The organism is Microbacterium sp. ARD32 (genome assembly GCF_031844385.1).
Taxonomy (GTDB): Bacteria; Actinomycetota; Actinomycetes; order Actinomycetales; family Microbacteriaceae; genus Microbacterium.
In genome coordinates this window covers 454,878-475,286 of record NZ_JAUZVD010000001.1, presented here as the reverse complement: position 1 = coordinate 475,286, position 20,409 = coordinate 454,878, and the positions used below count along the sequence as shown (strand labels likewise).

The following is a 20,409-nucleotide window of genomic DNA, read 5'->3' as shown; positions in this document are numbered from 1 at the left end:
GAACGTGTCGACGGGCAGCATCCGCCGACCGAAGACGACAGGGCTGACCAAGGGTCCGGCCGCGCCCGGCGTGGCGAAGGTCGACCCGATCCTGGTGGTGGATGCCGTGCAGCGGCGCTTCGGCGGTCTGGTGGCTGTCGACGTCGACCACCTCGAGATCCCCCGCGGGGCGATCACCGCACTGATCGGACCGAACGGTGCCGGCAAGACCACGCTGTTCAACCTGCTGTGCGGCTTCGACCGGCCCAACACCGGCACCTGGTCGTACGACGGGAAGAGCCTGGCCGGGGTCCCCTCGTTCAAGGTGGCGCGCATGGGGCAGGTGCGCACGTTCCAGCTGACGAAGGCGCTGTCGCTGCTGACCGTGCTGGAGAACATGAAGCTGGGCGCTCCGCACCAGACCGGCGAGCGCTTCTGGCAGAGCCTGTTCCCGTTCTTCTGGCGGGCGCAGGAGAAGGAGATCGAGCAGAAGGCGCGCGGGCTGCTGGCCCGGTTCAAGCTCGACGCCAAGGAGAAGGACTTCGCCGCCGCGCTCTCGGGCGGACAGCGCAAGCTGCTCGAGATGGCGCGGGCGCTGATGAGCGATCCGAACCTGGTGCTGCTCGACGAGCCGATGGCCGGGGTCAACCCCGCCCTCACGCAGTCGCTGCTGGACCACATCCTCGACCTGAAGGACCGCGGCATGACCGTGCTCTTCGTGGAGCACGACATGCACATGGTGCGGCACATCGCCGACTGGGTGGTCGTGATGGCCGAGGGCCGCGTCGTGGCCGAGGGCCCGCCCGAGGAGGTCATGGAGGATCAGGCCGTGGTCGACGCGTATCTCGGTGCGCACCAGGACGTCGACCTGGGAGCGGTCACCGGGCGAGTTCCGGTGGCGCACGGCGAGGCGATATCGGATGCCGCCGCCGCCCGCATCCGCGAGAAGATCGACGCCGAGGCCGAGGCCGAGCTCGAGGAAGAAGAGGAGCAGTCATGACCAGCACTCCGGCGGGCGCAAGGGCCCGGCCCGATGACCGCGAGCTCGACGATCGCGACGTCGTGGTCGAGCTGACCGACGTGCACGCCGGCTACCTGCCGGGCGTGAACATCCTCAACGGCGCCAACCTGATCGCCCGCAAGGGCGAGCTGATCGGCATCATCGGCCCGAACGGAGCCGGCAAATCCACCCTGCTGAAGGCGATCTTCGGCATGGTGCAGGTGCGGCAGGGCGAGATCACCGTGAACGGCGAGAGCATCGTGGGGCTGAAGGCCGACAAGCTCGTGCGCCGCGGTGTGGGCTTCGTGCCGCAGACCAACAATGTGTTCCCCTCGCTGAGCATCGAGGAGAACCTGCAGATGGGTCTGTACCAGAACCCGAAGGTGTACGCCGAGCGGCTCGAGTTCGTCACCGGCATCTTCGCCGAGCTGGGCAAGCGGCTCAAGCAGCGCGCCGGGTCGCTCTCGGGCGGTGAGCGCCAGATGGTGGCGATGTCGCGGGCGCTGATGATGGACCCGTCGGTGCTGCTGCTGGACGAGCCGTCGGCCGGCCTCTCGCCGGTGCGGCAGGATGACGCGTTCATCCGCGTCTCCGACATCAACAAGGCTGGTGTGACGACCATCATGGTCGAGCAGAACGCCCGCCGGTGCCTGCAGATCTGCGACCGCGGCTACGTGCTCGACCAGGGCCGGGATGCCTATGAGGGCACCGGCCGCGATCTGCTGAACGATCCGAAGGTGATCGGCCTGTACCTGGGCACCCTCGGCCAGGACGCCGCCTGACATCCCCTCTTTTCATACTTCGCGGGTCCCGAATTGCTGCCTCACACTCAGCTGAGGCAGCAATCTGGGACCCGCGAACTGTCTGTGGGTCGTGGGTCGGGCGTGGGCCCGTGGGGCGTGGGGCGCTGAGACACGCGAAGGGGGCTCCGGATGCCTGGCATCCGGAGCCCCCTCTGCGTACCGCGCGTCAGCTGATGCGCTTGAAGGTGTTGCCCTCGCCGTACTCGTAGACGCCCATCGCGGCGCCCTGCGGGTCGTGGTCCTCATCGAAGGTCACGTCGCCGGAGAAGCCGTCGTAGTCGACCTTCTTGCCGTCGTTGATGAGCTTGGCGCAGTCGACGAACGACGTGCACTTCTCGCCGTCGCCCGAGCCGCCCGAGATCTCGATCAGCTGATCGGCGATGTCGGCGCCCTTGTCGGAGTTGGCCTGCAGCGCACCGAGCGCCATCAGGATCACGGCGTCGTAGGCCTCAGCCGAGTAGGTCTGCGACGTGAGGTCCTTGTTGCCCTGCGAGGTCCAGACATCGTTGAGGTCCTTGACGAAGCTGTCCGGCAGCTCGGCACCGGCCTTGGTGCCCTTCGAGCCGGTCAGGTCGACGGGCAGGTCGGGGTAGTCGACCAGGTTGCCGTCCACGAGGTACAGCGAGCTGGTGTCGATGCCGGCGTTCTTCAGCAGCGGCGCGATCGTCACGAACTGGTCGTACGAGACGACGGCGACGGCATCGGGCTTGGCGGCCGCGACCTCGCTCACCTGGGCGTTGAACTGGCCGTCGCCCTGGTTGTACGACGCCTCGGCGACGACCTTGCCGCCGGTGCTCTCGAACACCTGCTTGATGGCGCCTTCCAGACCCTGACCGTACGGGTCGTTCTGGTAGATGATGCCGAGGGTCTTGTGCTTGTCCTGGGCGATCGTGTTCGCCAGCACCTCACCCTGCAGCGCGTCGCTCGGCGCGGTGCGGAAGTACAGCGGGCTCAGCCCGGCGAAGGCGACGCCGGTGTTGGACGGCGAGATCGCCAGGATGCCGGCGCTGGTGTTGCCGTCGACGATCAGCTTGGTGACGCCCGAGGAGGCCGCGCCGACGAGCGTGGTGATGCCCTCGCTCTGCAGCTTGTTCATCGAGGTCTCGTACGCCTTGTTGTCGAGGTCGCCCTCGTCGCCCTTGCTCAGCTCGATGGTCACGCCGAGCTTCGCATCGTTGACCTGCTTGACGGCCAGCTGCACGCCGGCTTCCATGGGCGGGTCGAGGAACGCGAGCGTACCCGACGAGGGAAGCAGCGACCCCATCTTGAGGGTGACGTCGGCGGCCGGCTTCTTGTCGCCGCCGTCGGTCGGCTTCTCGGTTGCCGGAGTGCTGGCACAGCCGGCGATCACCAGTGCGGATGCGCTGACGAGCGCGATCCCTGCGAAGACTCTCGCGGCTCGCGAGCCCTTCAATGCGTTCATGTTGCTCCCTTGCGTGACTGAACGTGGAGTACCACCTTCGGGTGACTCTTACCCTATGCGGTCGCGCGGCGCACGAACGCCAGCCCGGGTCTCGGTCCCTTAACGATCCGGTCAGACCAGCTGCGCGGGTGCCGCGCGGCGCCCGCGGCCCTTCTGCACGAGCAGGTCGCCGACGAAGACCGCGATCGCGATCCACACCAGGATGAAGCCGGTCCAGCGCTCGGGCGGCATGGGCTCCCCCAGTACCGCCCAGCCGAGCAGGAACTGCATGATCGGGGTGATGAACTGGATCATCCCGACCAGCGACAGGTCCACGCGGCGGGTGCCGGCGGCGAACAGCAGCAGCGGCACGGCGGTCGCGATGCCCGCGCACGAGAGCAGCGCGGTGTGCAGCGGACTGACCGTGCCCATCGTGATGCCGCCGTCGCCGGACACGACGACGAGGATGACCACGGCGATGGGGATCATCCAGAACGATTCCAGGGTGAGTCCGCTCACGGCATCCACCGCCGGCCCGATCTTCTTCTTGACCAGCCCGTACAGCCCGAACGAGGCCGTCAGCGTGAGGGCGATCCAGGGGAATGTGCCGTGCGCGACGATGATCACGCCCACGGCGACCGCCGCGATGCCGATCGCGACCCACTGCGCTGCGCGGATCCGCTCGTGCAGCACGAGCACGCCCAGCAGCACGGTGAAGATCGGGTTGATGAAGTAGCCCAGGCTGGTCTCCACGACGGCCTCGCCCATCGTGGCGATCACGAAGACCTGCCAGTTGACGTAGATCAGCAGCCCGGCGAGGGCCGTGAGCGCGAGCAGCCGGGGCCGACGCCAGATCTCGCGCAGCCGCTGCCAGCCGCGCGTGAGGGTCAGCAGCACGACGCAGAACACCAGGGTGAGCAGCAGCCGCCAGGCGACGACCTCGAACGGGCCGGTCGGGTCGAGCAAGATGAAGTACAGCGGGAACACGCCCCACAGCAGGTACGCACCGATCGTGTACAGCGTTCCGGCGCTCTTCGTGCTCACCGCCCAAGCCTACTGGTGGCGGGGACGACGAAGGGGCCGGATGCTCAGCATCCGGCCCCTTCGAGAACTGTCGTCAGCGGACGACGACCGCGAGCACGTCGCGGGCCGAGAGCACGAGGTACTCGTCGGCGCCGAACTTGACCTCGGTGCCGCCGTACTTGCTGTAGAGCACGCGGTCGCCCACGGCGACGTCGAGCGGAACGCGGTTGCCGTTGTCGTCGATGCGGCCGGGGCCCACGGCCACGACCTCGCCCTCCTGGGGCTTCTCCTTGGCGGTGTCGGGGATGACCAGACCGCTTGCGGTGGTCTGCTCTGCCTCGACCTGCTGGATGACGATGCGGTCCTCGAGCGGCTTGATGGAAACCGACACGGTGTACCTCTTCTTTCGTGACTGAGATCAGAAGACTGTTAGCACTCTCATGCCGAGGGTGCTAACTCCAGTGTATGCCGACCGCTGGCACTCACGCAATGCGAGTGCCAGTCCGGACCTCTCGTCGCTGTCCTTCGCGGGTCCCACTCTGCGGCATCCCACCCCGTCGACACCGCAATTCGGGACCCGCGAAGCACAGACCCTGGGGCCGGCCATCCCGCCCGCCCGAGCACCTCGACTCACTCGTCCCCATCTCCTCGCGGGTCCCACTCTGCGGCATCCGGCACGCTGAGCCCGCAAACCGGGACCCGCGACACGCCCGGGCATCTCGTCGCTCTCCTTCGCGGGTCCCACTCTGCGGCATCCCACCCCTTCGACACCGCAATTCGGGACCCGCGAAGCAGGGGCTGAGGCGCGCCGTAGGCTTGCCCCGTGGAGAAATCCGAGCTGAGCGCACTGCTCACCCGCGACGGGCTCGCCCTGCTCGACGAGGTCGGGCCGATCGCATCCTCCGACGACGTCGCGCGCGCCGTCTCGCGGCTGCGGGCGGCGGGCCACTCCCCCGAACTCGTCTCCGCCGTTGTCGGCCAGGCGCACCTGCGGGTGCGGGCGCGGGCCAAGTTCGGCGAGTTCGCCCAGCGGATGCTGTTCACCCGCGCCGGCCTCGAGCAGGCCACACGCCTGAACGTCGCGACCCTGCACGCGGTGCGGATGCGCCGAGCGGGCATCACCGCGGTCGCCGACCTCGGTTGCGGCATCGGGGGCGACAGCCTGGCCTTCGCCGGCGCGGGGCTGCGAGTCACGGCCGTGGATGCCGATGAGGTGACCGCCGGGATCGCGGCCTACAACCTGGCTCCGTTCGGGGCGGATGCCGAAGTGCGGACCGGCCGCGCGGAGGAGCATGTGCCCGGAGGTGCGCATCCCGTGACCCGGGCAAGTTCAACGCTCCAGGAGCAGAACGACGCTTCGACAGGCTCAGCGACCCAGGAGAACTCAGCGACCCAGAGGCAGAACGACGCTTCGACAGGCTCAGCGACCCAGGAGAACTCAGCGACCCAGAGGCAGGACGACGCTTCGACAGGCTCAGCGCCCCAGGCAGGTTCAGCGCCCCAGGAGGGTCACGCGGTCTGGCTCGATCCCGCGCGCCGCACGGCCGGACACAGCGAGACGCGCCGGCTGTCGGCATCCGACTGGTCGCCGTCGCTGGACTGGTGCTTCGAGGTGGCGCGCGAGCATCCGACCGGCATCAAGCTCGGCCCCGGTCTGGACCGCGACCTCATCCCCGACGACGTCGAGGCGCAGTGGGTCAGCGCCGACGGAAGCGTGGTCGAGCTGGTGCTCTGGAGCGGCGCGCTCGCGCGCGAGGGCGTGCGCCGCTCCGCCCTGGTCATCGCCGACGGGCAGACGCACGAGCTGACCGCCGCCGCGGATGCCGCCGACGAGCCGGTGCGCGGACTGGGTGCCTTCCTGCACGAACCCGACGGCGCCGTCATCCGCGCGCGCCTGATCGGCGACGCCGCACGAATGCTGAATGCGGGCATGCTCGACGAGCAGATCGCCTACCTGACCGGCGACGATGCGGTGACGAGTCCGTTCGTGCAGACGTTCCGGGTGCGCGAGACCATGCCCGTGCATGCCAAGACCATCAATGCGGCACTGCGGGCGAACGACATCGGGCGCCTGGAGATCAAGAAGCGCGGCATGGACATCGACCCGGCCGCGTTCCGCAGGAAGCTCACGCTGAAGGGCTCGAAGCCGGCGACGCTGATCCTCACGCGCACGCAGGCCGGCCGCATCGCCATCCTCGCCGATCGGGTGTGATCAGCCCACGTCGCCCGTCTTGTCGTCGATCGAGGTGCAGTCGCCGGTCGCGGTGTCGCAGGACAGCCTCGTGACCGCCTTCGGGTTGCGGATGATCGTGACCACCGGCCCGCGAAGTTCCGACCAGTTCAGGACGTACGTCGCGTCGCGGAAGATCAGGCTCGCCCGCTCGGACGAGTCACCCGGCACGCAGCTCTGCATCAGCTGCAGATTGGCGGGGTCCACGATCATCAGGCAGTCCTGCTGCTCGTTCGACGCCCACACCGGATAATCGCCGTCCTGCACGACGAGCTGCAGCTGCTGTCCGTCGAAGCCGGCGTCCTGCAGCACGCGCACCAGCTGCAGTTCTTCCGGCGAGTACTGCTGCGTCCAGCTGTCGTCGTCGCGCTCGCTCTGCCACCGGTCCACGACCACGGCCCACTCGTCCTCGAGCGTTCGGATCATGCTCGCGGTGACGCTCACCGTGGTCTCGTCGTCGTCGGTCGAGAGGCCGGCGCTGATCACGCCGCTGCCGAACGCGCCCGTCTCGGGGTCACCGCAGGCGATGCTGCGCTGGCCGTCGTACACCAGCACGAGGCAGGCCTCGTCGCCTTCCGTTGCCCTCCACGTCCACGCGCCGTGCTCGGCGCCCATGAAGATCAGGCTGTCGGCATCCACGTCGCCGCTCGCGGCGGCTTCGCGCTGCGCCTTCTGCTGAGCGTCGGTCATCTCGGGAGGCGAGGAAGCGGATGCCTGTGGCGAGACCAGCCACGCGATGGCGAACCCGACCGCCACGGCGGCGGCGCCGATCACGGGGAGCAGCCAGCGCCGGCGCGCGGAGAGGGCGGATGCTGCTGGCGCCGGCGACGCTTCACTTCGACTCGCCGGCGACGCTTCACTTCGACTCGCCGGCGACGCTTCACTTCGACTCGCTGGCGCTCGCTCAGTACGAGCGACAGGCTCAGCGACCCATGGTTGGGACTCAGCGACCCATGGTTGGGACTCAGCGACCCATGGTTGGGACTCAGCGACCCATGGTTGGGTCTCTGCGCTGAGGCCACGCACCCGCGACGCAGGCTCAGCCGGCTGCGACAGCATCCGCAGCTCCTCGGCCTGCTCCGCAGTCAGCCCGCCACCCGGCGCGAAGGCCAGGTGCTGCAGCTCGCGCCGGCGAGCGGCATCCGCTTCAGTCATTCCTGCTCCCCCGCTCCGTCGATTCCGCGGTAGATGGTGAGGCTGTCGCCGCGCTCGTACCCGACCCGCAGTTCGTAGACGGTCGAGTCGACCTGCAGCTCCAGCGGCGCGGACTCGGGCGTGAGCTCGCCGCAGTGCGACGCGACGCCGTCCTTCACGATCGCGACGCATTGTCCTGTGTCGGAGAAGCCGGTCCACACCGGCAGGTCGCCGTCGTATGCGATGATCCGCAGCGTCTCCCCGTCGAGCCCCGCCCCCTCCAGCTGATCGACGAGCTCCAGCTCAGCGTCGGTGTACTGCGAGCGCCAGTCCCAGCCCGCGTTCGCATCGTTGCGGCGCAGCAGCACGACGGAGTCGCCGTTGACGTCATCGATCCGGTTCGCCCAGGCGATGTAGTCGACACCGTCCTCCGTGTAGGCGAGATTCGCCTGAATGCTGTCGCTCTCGTCACCCTCGTCCGGGCTCGCGCCGTCGGCCTCCGGGGCCGCGCAGCCTGCCGTCGGCGATCCGGCGTCGTCGTCGTCGAGCGAGGAGCCGCGGGTGATCAGGATGCACTGCTGCCGGCCGTTCGAACGCGTCACCTCCCAGGCATCCACGCCGTATCTGCTGCCCAGCAGGTGCACCGAGCCGGGATCGTAGTCGCCGGATGCCTCGAGCGCAGACCACATGCTCTGCTGCGTCTCGTTCATCGCCGGCTCATTCGCGTGCTCGATCGCGAGGCGCCCGACGACCAGGCCGAGCACCAGGCAGATCACCGCGACCAGCGGGATCAGTGCGCGGCGTCGGATGCGGCGGGCTGGGCCCCCCTGGGGGGACGCTTCACTTCGACTCGCTGGCGCTCGCTCAGCACGAGCGACAGGCTCAGCGGCCCAACTCCTGGAGTCCCCGTCGGCCCGGGGGGACGCTTCACTTCGACTCGCTGGCGCTCGCTCAGCACGAGCGACGGGCTCAGCGACCGAGTTCCGGGCGTTCAGATCCCGCAGCTCGACGGCCTCGGCATCCGTCAGCGCGCTGCCGGGCCGGAAGGCCCGCTGCTGAAGCTCACGTCGTCGTGCGGCCTCGCCGGCATCCAGCATCCATCACCCCAGCTTCTCGAACTGCATCGTCGCCCAGATCAGCCACCCCGAGCTGAACAGAGTCGCGCAGAGGCCGAGCACCAGGGCCCACGTCGCCATCGCACGGCTCTCGATCGGCCGACGCAGCGACATGATCCCGGCGATCACGGCGACGACGGCCACCGGAATCCCCCACCCGACGAACATCGACGTGGCCAGGGCGACGATCGCCGCGAGCAGCGCCCACGGCGCGAGCTTGGCATCGTCCGCCGGGCCGTGCTCGGATTGGGCCGTCGGCTCCCAGGCGCCGGCGAACTGCTCGGCATCCGGGCCCTCCACCGTCCTGTCCACCGGAACCGGTGCCGTGGGCAGTCTGCCGTACCCCTTCGACGCTCCCGGCAGCGCGGCGCCGCCCTCGGGTCGCTCGACCTCGGGAGTCGGTCCCTCGATGCGCGGCTCGCTCATGCTCGGCTCACCTGGATCTCGGTGACCGGCAGTGTGGAGTCGGCGCCGAAGGCGAGGGTCGACGGGCCGCGCCCGCTCGCGATCAGCTCCGCCGCCAGACCTGCGATCATGGCACCGTTGTCGGTGCACAGGCTCAGCGGCGGGATGCGCACGGTCACGCCGGCCGCCGCAGCGCGCGCGAGCGCCACCTCGCGCAGCCTGCGGTTGGCGATCACTCCCCCGCCCAGCAGCAGCCTCGGCACGCCGCGGTCGGCGCAGGCGGCGAGCGCCTTGGTGACGAGCACGTCGACCACCGCCTCGCGGAAGCTCGCAGCGACGTCGGCGACGGGGATGGGCTCGCCTGCCTCGGTGGCCCGCTCCACCCAGCGGGCGACGGCGGTCTTCAGTCCCGAGAACGAGAAGTCGTAGCGGTGCTTCTCCAGGTCGGATGCCTTCGACAGACCGCGCGGGAACCGGATGGCCTTCGGATCGCCGTCGACGGCCGCCTTGTCGATCTGCGGTCCGCCCGGATACGGCAGCCCGAGCAGGCGCGCGACCTTGTCGAAGGCCTCGCCCGCGGCGTCGTCGATGGTCTCGCCGAGCAGCTCGACGTCGGTGGTCAGATCGCGCACGTGCAGCAGCGAGGTGTGCCCGCCCGAGACCAGCAGCGCGATCGTGGGGTACTCGATGGGGTCGGCATCGGCGTCGAGGATGTCCGCGGCGATGTGCCCGACCAGGTGGTTCACGGCGTACAGCGGCTTGTCCAGCGAGACTGCCAGGCCCTTCGCCGCGCCCACGCCGACCATCAGTGCGCCGGCCAGGCCCGGTCCGCTCGTGACGGCGATGGCGTCCAGGTCGTTCAGGTCGACCTGCGCCTCGGCGAGCGCGCGCTCGATCGAGGGCTGCAGCGCCTCCAGGTGCGCGCGCGCCGCGACCTCGGGCACCACGCCGCCGTAGCGGGCGTGCTCGTCCATGCTCGAGGCGATCGTGTTCGACAGCAGAGTGCGACCGCGCACGATGCCGATCCCGGTCTCGTCGCAGCTGGTCTCGATGCCGAGCACGAGCGGTTCGGTGCTGTTCATGCCGAGGCCTCCTGCTCCACGTGCGAATCGCAGGACTTCGCATGATCTGCAGGACGCATATCAGCATCCGCTCCTGCGTTTCGTGAGATCTCCTGCGCCTCCCGCGCCGCCCACGACCGCAGATCGAGCCGCATCACCACAGCATCCACGTCGTCGGGCTGGTAGTAGCGCGGGCGCCGTCCCAGCTCGGTGAATCCCTCCGAGCGGTACAGCCCCTCGGCCACCGGGTTGTCGGCGCGCACCTCCAGGAACAGCTCGCGCGCACCGCGGGCGACCGCCTCGGCGATCAGGGCGCGCAGCAGGGCGCGCCCGCGCCCCCGTCCGCGCACCTCCGCGGAGAGCGCGATGGTCTGGATGTCGGCGTCCGCCCCTCCGTGCAGCGCGCGCAGCCCGCCGTAGCCGACGACGCTCCCGTCCTGCTCGTCGACCAGGTAGTGATTGTGGTCACTCGCGATCTCGGCCCGCATGGTCGCCTCGCTCCACGCGTCGGTCGGGAAGCTGCGGCGCTCGAGACTCATGATCGCGTCGAGGTCGTCGATCGTGGCGGTGCGCAGGGTCATCCGCTCACCCGCTTCGGCGGGCCGGGCAGCACGACATCCGGCGAGCGCAGGTAGAGCGGCTCGGCATCCGCGAGCGTGCGGCCTGCGGCGATGGCGCGGGCGCCGACCCGGGCCAGAGCGGATGCCGAGAGCTCGGCGGATTCGTGGACCGGCTCGGCTCCGCGCCGCGTCAGCCGGGTGGGCCGCACCAGGTGCGGGATGCCGTCGGCATCCGACCCGTCGAACTCGCTCACCGCGATCTCGCGACGGTGGGCGTCGGTGACGACGGTGACAGGGCCGTCCGCATCGAGCGCGATCGCGTAGTGGCTGGGGACGGGGATGACCGGGATGCCGCGGCCGAGCGCGAACGCGCGTGCGGCGGCGATGCCGATGCGCAGGCCGGTGAACGGGCCGGGACCCATGCCGGCGACGACGTGGCTGATGCCCCGGCGCGCGACCCGCGCGAGCAGATCTCCGACGACCTCGGCGTGTCCGAGCCGATCGGGCGTCGAGGCCTCGGCGACCGTGCGCCCGTCGGCGTCGATGACGGCGACGGCCGTGCCCAGGGAGGTGTCGACGGCGAGGATCACCCCTCCAGATTAGTCGGCGCGCACCGCGGCAGCGTGCGGCGCTCGCCGATGGTGCCCCCTCGTTCGCGGGTCCCGAATCGCGGCCTCCACGCGGGTGAGATCGCAAAGTGGGCCCCGCGAACACCGCGACCCGCGAACGCCGCGACCCGCGAACACCGCCGCCCCCGCGACCCGCGAGCTCAGGGCTCGACGCGCGCGATCGTCACGAAGCGAGGCGCGTCGGCATCCAGCTCGTCATCCGCCAGCCCGTCGTCCCCGCCCACCGGGCGCTCCAGCTCGATGTCCCACCACGCGTCCGCCACCGACGGGGCCATCTCGCGGCCCCACTCGATGACCACCACCGAGCGCGCGAAGTCGATGTCCAGGTCGTCCAGCTCGGCGGCCGAGCCCAGCCGATACGCGTCCACGTGCACCAGCGGCGCGCCGCCCACCAGCGAGGGATGCGTGCGCGCGATCACGAACGTCGGGCTCTGCACGGGTCCGCGCACGCCCAGCCCCTCGGCGAGCCCGCGCGTGAACGTCGTCTTTCCGGCTCCGAGCGGCCCGGTCAGCACGAGCAGGTCGCCCGCCAGCAGCTGCTCGCCGATGTGCAGGCCGAGCCGCTCCATGGCATCCGAGGTGGCGATCTCGTGCCGCCCCAGGAACGCGGGATCGATGCTCATGACACGGTCCGCCGGGGGACGCGGTCGCCGATGCGCGTGACGATCTCGTAGTTGATGGTGCCCGCGGCGTCCGCCCAGTCCGTCGCCGACGGATGACCGAGCGTCGGGTCGCCGAACAGCACCACCTCGTCGCCCACCTCGACGGGCTCGTCGCCGACGTCGACGACGAACTGGTCCATGGCGATGCGGCCCGCGACGGTGTGCGGGCGGCCGTTGATCAGCACCGGCCCGAGGCCGGATGCCTGACGCGGCACGCCGTCGGCGTAGCCGAGCGGCACGAGCGCGAGCGTGGTGTCGCGGTCGCAGCGGTACGCGTAGTCGTACGAGACGCCGGTGCTGGCGGCGACCCGGCGGACGTTCGCGACAGCTGCGCTGAGCTTCATCGCCGGACGCAGCCCCAGATCGGCCGAGGTGCGGTCGGCGAAGGGCGAGAGTCCGTAGATGCCGAGGCCCACGCGCACCGCGTCGAGTCGCGCCTCGGGCAGCGAGATGGCGCCTGCGGTGGCGGCGAGGTGACGGATCTCCGGACGGATGCCGAAGGACTCGGCCTGCGCGAGGATCTCCTGGTACCGGGCGAGCTGCGCCCGGTCGTCGTCGGGGCTCGCACCGGAGAGATGACTGAAGATCCCGACGATGCGGATACGTCCGATGCGCTCCAGCCGGGCGGCTTCGGCCAGAACCTGCTCGAGCTGCTCGGTGGGGATGCCGTTGCGGGAGAGCCCGGTGTCGACTTTGAGGTGGACGGATGCCTGGGATCCGGCCTCGGATGCCGCGTTCAGCTGCGCGAACGAGGAGACGCCGATCTCGATCTCGGCCTCGACCGCGTCATCGAACCGTCGGCCGGGTTCGTGCAGCCAGGCGATCAGCGGCGCGGTGATGCCCGCGCGGCGCAGCGCGAAGGACTCCTCCAGGGTCGCCGTGCCGATTCGCGAGGCGCCTCCGGCGAGCGCCGCCGTGGCGACGGCGGCGGCACCGTGCCCGTAGCCGTTCGCCTTGACGACGCCGATCACCTGCACGCCCGTGAGGCTGCGCAGGTGGCGGACGTTCTCGGCGACCGCGCCGAGGTCGATCGTGGCCTGACGGAACGGGAAGGTGCGGATCATGCGGAGGTCCCTGTCTCGTGCGAGGCTGCTCATGCGGCGTCCGTCCTCTCGGCGATGACGTACGCCGCGGCGAGGCCGGCGTCGTGGGTGAGGCTCAGGTGCAGGGCGGTGATGCCGCGCTCGGCGACGACGGCCGCAGTGGAGCCGCTCAGCACGAAGTGCGGACGGCCGGAGGCCTCGGAGGCGATCTCGATCTCGGTCCAGTACACGCCGTCGCTGCCGCCGAGCGCCTTGATCAGTGCCTCCTTGGCGGCGTACCGGGCGGCCAGCGAACGCAGGCGCAGCTGCTGCTCGGACGGTGTGAAGAGACGGGCCAGGAGCCGGGGAGTGCGGGTCACCGAGCGCTCGAACCGCGCGACGTCGACGAGGTCGATTCCGGTGCCGATGATCACCGGTTCAGCCTACTCGGGGCGTCGGATGCCCGGCATCCGGGGCTCCCTTCCGCTGCCGTGCTCTTCCGTCCGCAGGCCGGGTCGCACGTCCGGATGCCGAGAACGACCGAACCGGCATCCGGAACGTCACCCCGACCTGCAGACGAAGGGAAACGAGCTCAGAGCGACCCGAACCGCGCCTCGTACTCCGGCGAGAGCTCCGCGAACCGGGCAGCCCATTCGTGGGCGAAGGCCTCGCCTGCGACGTGGGCGGCGAGGCGCTCGAGATAGGTCTGCCATCCGGCACCGTAGAAGATCGAGCGGATGCCGGTGTGCACCAGGCGCATGCGGGTGCCGCCGGCGACCTCGTCGAGCGTGACGGTCAATTCGGTCGGCTCCTCCTCGACGGCATGCCAGGTGGTGGTGAACGAGAGCGGTGCGTCGCAGGAGGTGACGGTGCCGGTCGCCCAGGACGGCTCATCGCCCTCCGCGACGACCGCCCAGGTGCCGCCGAGCCGGAACTCGCCGGTCAGGTCGACCATCCAGCGCCCGAGGCGATCTGGCGTGGTGATCGCCTGCCAGAGGTCGTCGATGTCGGTGGCGTAGACGTCCTCGTAGACGAGCCGGAAGCCGGACGGATGCTTCTCGATGACGGGACGGGTGATGCTCATGATGCGTTCCTCTCCGTGATCTTCGTGCTGTTCTTCCCGGATGCCGCGCGGCGTCCCCGCGCGACCTCGGTGTGCAGGGCGTCGAGACGCTGGCCGAGCGGATCGCTCAGCCGCGCGAGCGCGCGGGCGGCGGCATCCAGCCCCGCCTGATCCAGCGCGTAGACACGACGCGTCCCCTCGGCGCGCACCGTCGCGAAACCGTTCTCTCGCAGCACCTTGAGGTGCTGCGAGACGGCCGGCTGCGAGATGCCGAACTCCTCGCGGGCGATATCGGTCAGCATCCCCGCCGGCTGCTCACCCAGGGCGAGCACGCTCAGCAGCCGCCGGCGGACGGCATCCGCGAGAACCTCGAACTCATGCACGACCTCACTATATAAGTCGCTTCTTATATGCGGCAAGAGCCTGTTGCGGATCGGGGCCGACACGCCCCTTCTCGGACGTTCCCGCGAGAACGTCCGAGATCTGGCGTGTCGGCCCCCGGAGTGAAACGAGCGAGCCGAGCGGTCAGCTCACTCCACCGTGACCGACTTCGCGAGGTTGCGGGGCTGGTCGACGTCCAGGCCCTTCGCGGTGGCGAGCGCCATGGCGAAGATCTGCAGCGGCACCACCGACAGCAGCGGTTCGAACAGCGGCTCGGCGAGCGGGATGCGGATGACCTCGTCGGCGTAGGGCAGCACGGCGGCGTCGCCCTCCTCCGCGACGACGATCACGCGGGCGCCGCGGGCGCGGATCTCCTGGATGTTCGAGACCACCTTGGAGTGGATCAGCGCGGAGTGGCGCGGCGAGGGCACCAGCACGAACACGGGCTGGCCGGGCTCGATCAGGGCGATCGGGCCGTGCTTCAGCTCGCCGGCGGCGAAGCCCTCGGCGTGGATGTACGAGATCTCCTTCAGCTTGAGCGCGCCCTCGAGCGCGATCGGGAATCCGACGTGGCGGCCCAGGAACAGCACCGAGCGGGTGTCGGCCATCCAGCCGGCCAGCTGCGAGACGTGCTCGCTCTCCTCGGCCAGCACCTGGGCGACCTTCGCCGAGAGCGACTGCAGCTCGGCGACGGCGGCACGCGAGTCGGATGCCGAGACCGTGCCGCGCACGCGCCCCATGTGCAGTCCGAGCAGCAGCAGCGCGGTGATCTGGGCGGAGAACGCCTTGGTGGAGGCGACGGCGACCTCGGGCCCGGCGTGCGTGTAGACGACGGCATCCGATTCGCGCGGAATGGTCGCACCCTGCGTGTTGCAGATCGACAGCGTCCTGGCGCCGCGCTCACGCGCGTACTTGACGGCCATCAGGGTGTCCATGGTCTCCCCGGACTGGCTGATCGAGACCACCAGGGTCTCGGAGCCGATCACCGGGTCGCGGTAGCGCAACTCGTGGGCCAGCTCCACGTCGACGGGCACGCGCGCCCACTGCTCGATCGCGTACTTGCCGACGAGTGCGGCGTAGGATGCCGTGCCGCAGGCGGTGATGATCACGCGCCTCACGCCGGTGAACAGGTCGTCGAGTCCGTCGAGCTCGGGGATCACGACCTCGCCGTCGTGGATGCGGCCGCGGATGGTGTTGGCGACGGCCTCGGGCTGCTCGGCCACCTCCTTGGCCATGAACGACGACCAGCCGCCCTTCTCGGCCGCGGCTGCATTCCACGAGACCTCGAACGGCTGCGCGTCGACGGGCTCGCCGTCGAAGGTGGTGACGGTGACCGACGCGGGGGTGATCGCGACGATCTGGTCCTGTCCGATCGCCAGCGCGCTGCGGGTGTGCTCGACGAACGCGGCCACGTCCGAACCGAGGAAGTTCTCGCCCTCGCCCAGGCCGATCACCAGCGGCGAGTTGCGGCGAGCGCCGACGACCAGGCCCGGCTCGTCCTGGTGCACCGCCAGCAGCGTGAACGCGCCCTCCAGGCGGTTGACGACGCTGCGGAACGCCGCCTGCAGGTCGCCGGATGCTCGGTACTCGCGGCCGAGCAGGGCTGCAGCCACCTCGGAGTCGGTCTCGCTGACGAAGGTGACGCCCTCGGCGGTGAGCTCGTCGCGCAGGGCGGCGAAGTTCTCGATGATGCCGTTGTGGATCAGCGCCAGCCGCCCCTCGTCGGCCAGGTGCGGGTGGGCGTTGACGTCGGTGGGGCCGCCGTGCGTGGCCCAGCGGGTGTGGCCGATGCCGGTGCTGCCGTCGGCGAGCGGGGCGTCCGCGAGCGAGTCGCGCAGCACCTGCAGCTTGCCGGCCTTCTTGCGCATGCCGAGCTGGCCCTCGGAGTCGATCACGGCGATGCCGGCCGAGTCGTAGCCGCGGTACTCAAGGCGGGCCAGGCCCGCGAGAAGGATGTCCTGGCTGGGCCGCGGGCCCACGTATCCGACGATTCCACACATGAGGAAAAGAATAATCGCGCGAGTTTGCGAGGGTTCCGAACGAACGGCGGATGCCGGTGACGCCCGCACCATGAGAGGATTTGCAGGACCGTGGGAGGTGCGGGACGTGTCAGGAATCCTGGTGCACGAATGGCTGGCACGGCACGGCGGCTCGGAGAACGTGTTCGAGGTGCTCGCGCGGGTCTTCCCCGACGCCGAGCGGTTCTGCCTGTGGGATGACAGCGACGGCCGGTTCCCCGGCGTGCAGGAGACGATGCTGGCGCGCACGCCACTGCGGCACAGCAAGGCCGCGGCGCTGCCGTTCATGCCGGCCGTGTGGCGCCACCTTCCCGAGCGCCAGGCCGACTGGGTGCTCTGCAGCAGCCACCTGTTCGCGCACCACGCCCGCTTCGCCGGCCCCGCCCGCACGGCCCCCAAGCTCGTGTACGCGCACACGCCGGCGCGCTACGTGTGGACGCCCGAACTCGACGGCCGCGGCTCGGGCCTCGCGGCGCGCGCCGTGTCGTCGCTGCTGAAGCCGATCGATCGCCAACGGGCCGCCGAGCCGGTGGCGATCGCCGCGAACAGCGCCTTCGTGGCGCAGCGCATCGCCGACACGTGGCAGCGGGAGGCGACGGTGATCCATCCGCCGGTGGATGTCTCCGGGATCGTCGCTGCCGCAGCACACCATCCGACAGCACAGCATCCCGCCGCACAGCATCCCGCCGCCCAGCATCCGGACGACGCCGCCGCGCTCGCCGCGCTCCCGTCGCAGTTCCTGCTCGGAGTGTCGCGGTTCGTGCCGTACAAGCGACTCGACCGGGTGATCGAGGCCGGACGAGCGTCGGGACTGCCGGTCGTGCTCGCCGGCAGCGGGCCGGAAGAGGCGCGGCTGCGCGAGTCGGCGAAGGCGCACGGCGACGTGCTCTTCATCCGCGACCCCTCGCCGGCGCTGCTCGCGCAGCTGTACCGCCGCGCGCTCGCGCTGGTCTTCCCCGCGGTGGAGGATTTCGGCATCATGCCGGTGGAGGCGATGGCCGCGGGCACGCCGGTGGTGGCGAACGCGGTCGGCGGCACCGCCGAGACCGTGATCGACGGCGTGACCGGTGCGCTGGTGGCCGGGTGGGGTCGCGACGAGCTGGCGGATGCCGTGGAACGGGCCGCGGGTGCGGCATCCGACGCCTGCGTCGCGCGGGCATTCGAGTTCGACACCCCCGTCTTCGAGACGCGGATCGCGCAGTGGGTGGCCGAGCACACCGGAGCGGATGCTCACCCGCGCACCTCGGATGGCGGGTTCCGGCGATGACGGAGCTGTTCGTCGACGACCGCTACCGCGGCGCGCACGGGATAGGCCGGTACGCCGGCGAGGTGCTGCCGCGGCTGCGCCCCGCGTGGCGCCCGCTGGGGCTCAGCGGCACCGCGCACGCGCCGCTGGACGCGTTCCGCGCGCTGCCCGGCGTGGGGAAGGACGCGCTGGTCTACTCGCCCGGTTACGGTGCGCTGGTGCGCGCGCCGCGTCAGGTGCTGACGGTGCACGACCTGATCCAGCTGCGGATGCCGTGGCCCGCGCGCGCGAAGTTCGAGGCGTACTACCGCGGCCCGGTGCGCCGCACGGTGCGCAGGGCGGGCGTGGTGCTGACCGTGTCGCAGACCTCTGCGCGGGAGATCCGCGAGTGGCTGCGCGATGACGCGGTGCGGGTGGTGGATGCCGGAAACGGATGCTCGCGGGCGTTCAGCCTGCAGGGCCCAGCGCATGCTGCGGTCGATCCGTACGTGATGTACGTCGGCAACCTGCGCGGGCACAAGAACCTGCAGGTGGTGCTGCGTGCGCTGGCGCTCGCGCCGCAGGTGCGGCTGCGGGCGGTGCTGCCGGCCGCCGAGATCGAGGCGGCGACCGCCCGCGCTGTGGCGCTGGGTGTCGGCGAGCGCGTGCAGTGGCTGCACGGCGTGGACGACGAGCGCCTGGCCGCGCTGTACCGCGGGGCCGCCGCGACGGTGATGCCCTCGACGATCGAGGGGTTCGGCCTGCCGGCGCTCGAGTCGGTCGCCTGCGGCGTGCCCGTGATCTTCTGGCGCGGCTGCGAGGCGGTGGCCGAGGTGGTCGGCGACCGCGGGTGGGCCCTCGATTCGGCCACGGATGCCGAGGAGTGGGCGGCCGCGCTGACCCTCGCGTCGGCGTCACGGCGACGCGTGGAGCCGCCGCACGGTGCCCACGACTGGGACCGCACCGCCGGGATCATCTCCGACGTGCTGGAGGGCGCGCTGGGGTGAAAAACAAATGCTTGTGCGGGCTCGACTGCGCCCAATAGTATTTGGCCGCTGGGCCGGATCTGACCGGGCCGCATTCTTTCTGGGGACAACATGAAACTCGACTCGTCGCGCCCGGTTGCGGGCCTGCGCAGACTCGCCATCCTCGCGATCGCTTCATTGATCGGCTCAGTTCTTGTGGTGACCGGTGCGTCCACCGCGACAGCCGCAACAAGCCTCACTGAGACAGAGCCCAACAGCAGTGTTTCAAGGGCGAATGCCGTCCCTCTGGGCGCGACAGTGGCCGGATCGTCCCTGACGACGACCTACTACGACGACGACTACTACGCGTTCGACGTGCCCAAGGCCGGACGAGCCACGATCTCGCTGACCTTCCCCAGCGGGCTGGGAACCGGCACCGCCTACTACGTGAACGTGCTCGACCAGAACGGCACCGTGCTGTACCAGGTCCCCGTAAAAGCGGGCGACTGGAACGGCGCCGCACTCAAGTCGCTGGCCACATACCTGCCCGCTGGCCGGTTCTACATCGGAGTCAGCGGTCGCGACAGCTACGCCTCGTGGGGCAAGACCTACAAGCTGTCCATGACTGTGACCGCCACACGCGCCGAAGCCGAGCCGAACCGCTCGACTGCGAGCGCGAATGTCGTCCCCCTGGGCGCGACAGTGGCCGGGTCCTCCCTGACGACGACCTACTACGACGACGACTACTACGCGTTCGACGTGCCCAAGGCCGGACGAGCCACGATCTCGCTGACCTTCCCCAGCGGGCTGGGAACCGGCACCGCCTACTACGTGAACGTGCTCGACCAGAACGGCACCGTGCTGTACCAGGTCCCCGTAAAAGCGGGCGACTGGAACGGCGCCGCACTCAAGTCGCTGGCCACATACCTGCCCGCTGGCCGGTTCTACATCGGAGTCAGCGGTCGCGACAGCTACGCCTCGTGGGGCAAGACCTACAAGCTGTCCATGACTGTGACCGCCACACGCGCCGAAGCCGAGCCGAACCGCTCGACTGCGAGCGCGAATGTCGTCCCCCTGGGCGCGACAGTGGCCGGGTCCTCCCTGACGACGACCTACTACGACGACGACTACTACGCGTTCGACGTGCCCAAGGCCGGACGAGCCACGATCTCGCTGACCTTCCCCAGCGGGCTGGGAACCGGCACCGCCTACTACGTGAACGTGCTCGACCAGAACGGCACCGTGCTGTACCAAGTCCCCGTGAAAGCGGGCGACTGGAACGGCGCGCAGCTGCGGTCGCAGGCGATCACTCTGCCAGCGGGACGCACGTACCTTCTCGTGAGCGGGCGTGACAGCTATTCGACGTGGGGCAAGACCTACAAACTGTCCATGGCATTGAAGCTCACGGCCACGCCGACGCCGACGATCTCGGGCACGACCAAGGTCGGCAAGACTCTCACCGCCAAGGCCGGAACGTGGGCTCCCTCCGGCGTCGCCCTGCACTACCGGTGGAAGCGCAACGGAGCCAGCATCACCGGCGCCGTCAAGTCCACCTATAGGCTCACCGCCTCCGACGCCGGCAAGAAGATCACCGTCACCGTCACCGGCACCAAGACCGGCTACAAGACCGTCGCCAAGACCAGCGCCGCCAGATCCGTGGTCAAGTAACCTGCGTTCGCGCTCCGGTTTGGCGCAGCGCGTGTTGTCGGCAAGAGTGGATAGCCGACAGGAT

Annotated in this window: 21 protein-coding genes; 6 read left to right on the top strand and 15 right to left on the bottom strand. The window is 70.0% G+C overall.

The window, feature by feature from the left end:
- The first annotated feature begins 4 nt into the window (after window positions 1-4).
- Together Q9R19_RS02210 and Q9R19_RS02205 are read left to right on the top strand one after the other, a co-directional pair.
- Window positions 5-979 carry an ABC transporter ATP-binding protein gene (locus tag Q9R19_RS02210; RefSeq protein ID WP_311254713.1) on the top strand — a complete coding sequence of 325 codons (975 nt, stop codon included), beginning with the start codon at window positions 5-7 and terminating at the stop codon, window positions 977-979.
- Window positions 976-1,761 (top strand): ABC transporter ATP-binding protein, encoded by a 786-nt coding sequence (locus Q9R19_RS02205; protein WP_311254712.1) that lies wholly within the window; start codon window positions 976-978, stop codon window positions 1,759-1,761. The genes Q9R19_RS02210 and Q9R19_RS02205 overlap by 4 nt, the downstream gene beginning before the upstream one ends.
- Before the next feature lie 187 nt (window positions 1,762-1,948).
- On the opposite strand, the gene Q9R19_RS02200 is transcribed toward Q9R19_RS02205, so the two are convergent.
- The 3 genes from Q9R19_RS02200 to groES all read right to left on the bottom strand — a co-directional run bounded on the left by Q9R19_RS02200 (window position 1,949) and on the right by groES (window position 4,598).
- Window positions 1,949-3,205 carry an ABC transporter substrate-binding protein gene (locus Q9R19_RS02200; protein ID WP_311254711.1) on the bottom strand — a complete coding sequence of 419 codons (1,257 nt, stop codon included), beginning with the start codon at window positions 3,203-3,205 and terminating at the stop codon, window positions 1,949-1,951.
- Window positions 3,206-3,316: 111 nt separating this feature from the next.
- A complete protein-coding gene (gene rarD, locus Q9R19_RS02195) occupies window positions 3,317-4,228 on the bottom strand; it encodes an EamA family transporter RarD (protein ID WP_311254710.1) in 912 nt (303 codons plus the stop codon).
- A gap of 73 nt (window positions 4,229-4,301) precedes the next feature.
- Complete coding sequence (gene groES / locus Q9R19_RS02190) at window positions 4,302-4,598, bottom strand: co-chaperone GroES (RefSeq protein ID WP_067242196.1); 297 nt, start codon at window positions 4,596-4,598, stop codon at window positions 4,302-4,304.
- A gap of 432 nt (window positions 4,599-5,030) precedes the next feature.
- Between groES and Q9R19_RS02185 the strand changes: the two genes are divergently transcribed.
- Window positions 5,031-6,419: a class I SAM-dependent methyltransferase gene (locus tag Q9R19_RS02185; protein ID WP_311254709.1), complete on the top strand. Its 1,389-nt coding sequence runs from the start codon at window positions 5,031-5,033 to the stop codon at window positions 6,417-6,419.
- Here the strand turns inward: Q9R19_RS02185 and Q9R19_RS02180 are convergent, their stop codons facing one another.
- The 12 genes from Q9R19_RS02180 to glmS form a co-directional block, all read right to left on the bottom strand.
- Window positions 6,420-7,211, bottom strand: coding sequence for a hypothetical protein (locus Q9R19_RS02180; RefSeq protein ID WP_311254708.1), 792 nt, complete (start codon window positions 7,209-7,211; stop codon window positions 6,420-6,422). It abuts the gene before it with no gap.
- 377 nt (window positions 7,212-7,588) lie between these two features.
- Window positions 7,589-8,281: a hypothetical protein gene (locus Q9R19_RS02175; protein WP_311254707.1), complete on the bottom strand. Its 693-nt coding sequence runs from the start codon at window positions 8,279-8,281 to the stop codon at window positions 7,589-7,591.
- Between the two features lie 390 nt (window positions 8,282-8,671).
- On the bottom strand, window positions 8,672-9,112 hold the full coding sequence (locus Q9R19_RS02170) for a hypothetical protein (protein ID WP_311254706.1): 441 nt from the start codon (window positions 9,110-9,112) through the stop codon (window positions 8,672-8,674).
- Window positions 9,109-10,173, bottom strand: a complete 1,065-nt coding sequence (gene tsaD, locus Q9R19_RS02165) for a tRNA (adenosine(37)-N6)-threonylcarbamoyltransferase complex transferase subunit TsaD (RefSeq protein WP_311254705.1) — start codon at window positions 10,171-10,173, stop codon at window positions 9,109-9,111. Before tsaD ends, Q9R19_RS02170 begins: the two co-directional genes overlap by 4 nt.
- Window positions 10,170-10,733 (bottom strand): ribosomal protein S18-alanine N-acetyltransferase, encoded by a 564-nt coding sequence (gene rimI, locus Q9R19_RS02160; protein ID WP_311254704.1) that lies wholly within the window; start codon window positions 10,731-10,733, stop codon window positions 10,170-10,172. The genes tsaD and rimI overlap by 4 nt, the downstream gene beginning before the upstream one ends.
- A complete protein-coding gene (tsaB, locus tag Q9R19_RS02155) occupies window positions 10,730-11,302 on the bottom strand; it encodes a tRNA (adenosine(37)-N6)-threonylcarbamoyltransferase complex dimerization subunit type 1 TsaB (protein WP_311254703.1) in 573 nt (190 codons plus the stop codon). Before tsaB ends, rimI begins: the two co-directional genes overlap by 4 nt.
- Before the next feature lie 179 nt (window positions 11,303-11,481).
- A complete protein-coding gene (tsaE, locus tag Q9R19_RS02150; RefSeq protein WP_311254702.1) occupies window positions 11,482-11,964 on the bottom strand; it encodes a tRNA (adenosine(37)-N6)-threonylcarbamoyltransferase complex ATPase subunit type 1 TsaE in 483 nt (160 codons plus the stop codon).
- Window positions 11,961-13,067, bottom strand: a complete 1,107-nt coding sequence (gene alr, locus Q9R19_RS02145) for an alanine racemase (RefSeq protein WP_311254701.1) — start codon at window positions 13,065-13,067, stop codon at window positions 11,961-11,963. The genes tsaE and alr overlap by 4 nt, the downstream gene beginning before the upstream one ends.
- 29 nt (window positions 13,068-13,096) lie before the next feature.
- The gene (locus Q9R19_RS02140) at window positions 13,097-13,459 is read right to left on the bottom strand and encodes a holo-ACP synthase (RefSeq protein WP_311254700.1); all 363 of its coding nucleotides are present in this window, start codon (window positions 13,457-13,459) and stop codon (window positions 13,097-13,099) included.
- A 158-nt stretch (window positions 13,460-13,617) separates the two neighbouring features.
- Window positions 13,618-14,109 carry an SRPBCC domain-containing protein gene (locus Q9R19_RS02135; protein WP_292700503.1) on the bottom strand — a complete coding sequence of 164 codons (492 nt, stop codon included), beginning with the start codon at window positions 14,107-14,109 and terminating at the stop codon, window positions 13,618-13,620.
- The gene (locus Q9R19_RS02130; protein ID WP_311254699.1) at window positions 14,106-14,471 is read right to left on the bottom strand and encodes a metalloregulator ArsR/SmtB family transcription factor; all 366 of its coding nucleotides are present in this window, start codon (window positions 14,469-14,471) and stop codon (window positions 14,106-14,108) included. Before Q9R19_RS02130 ends, Q9R19_RS02135 begins: the two co-directional genes overlap by 4 nt.
- 147 nt (window positions 14,472-14,618) lie before the next feature.
- Window positions 14,619-16,469 (bottom strand): glutamine--fructose-6-phosphate transaminase (isomerizing), encoded by a 1,851-nt coding sequence (gene glmS, locus Q9R19_RS02125; protein WP_311254698.1) that lies wholly within the window; start codon window positions 16,467-16,469, stop codon window positions 14,619-14,621.
- A 106-nt stretch (window positions 16,470-16,575) separates the two neighbouring features.
- Between glmS and Q9R19_RS02120 the strand changes: the two genes are divergently transcribed.
- The 3 genes from Q9R19_RS02120 (at window position 16,576) to Q9R19_RS02110 (ending at window position 20,345) form a co-directional block, all read left to right on the top strand.
- On the top strand, window positions 16,576-17,754 hold the full coding sequence (locus Q9R19_RS02120; RefSeq protein ID WP_311254697.1) for a glycosyltransferase: 1,179 nt from the start codon (window positions 16,576-16,578) through the stop codon (window positions 17,752-17,754).
- Window positions 17,751-18,719 carry a glycosyltransferase family 1 protein gene (locus tag Q9R19_RS02115; RefSeq protein ID WP_311254696.1) on the top strand — a complete coding sequence of 323 codons (969 nt, stop codon included), beginning with the start codon at window positions 17,751-17,753 and terminating at the stop codon, window positions 18,717-18,719. The genes Q9R19_RS02120 and Q9R19_RS02115 overlap by 4 nt, the downstream gene beginning before the upstream one ends.
- 276 nt (window positions 18,720-18,995) lie before the next feature.
- Complete coding sequence (locus Q9R19_RS02110) at window positions 18,996-20,345, top strand: hypothetical protein (protein WP_311254695.1); 1,350 nt, start codon at window positions 18,996-18,998, stop codon at window positions 20,343-20,345.
- Window positions 20,346-20,409 lie beyond the last annotated feature (64 nt).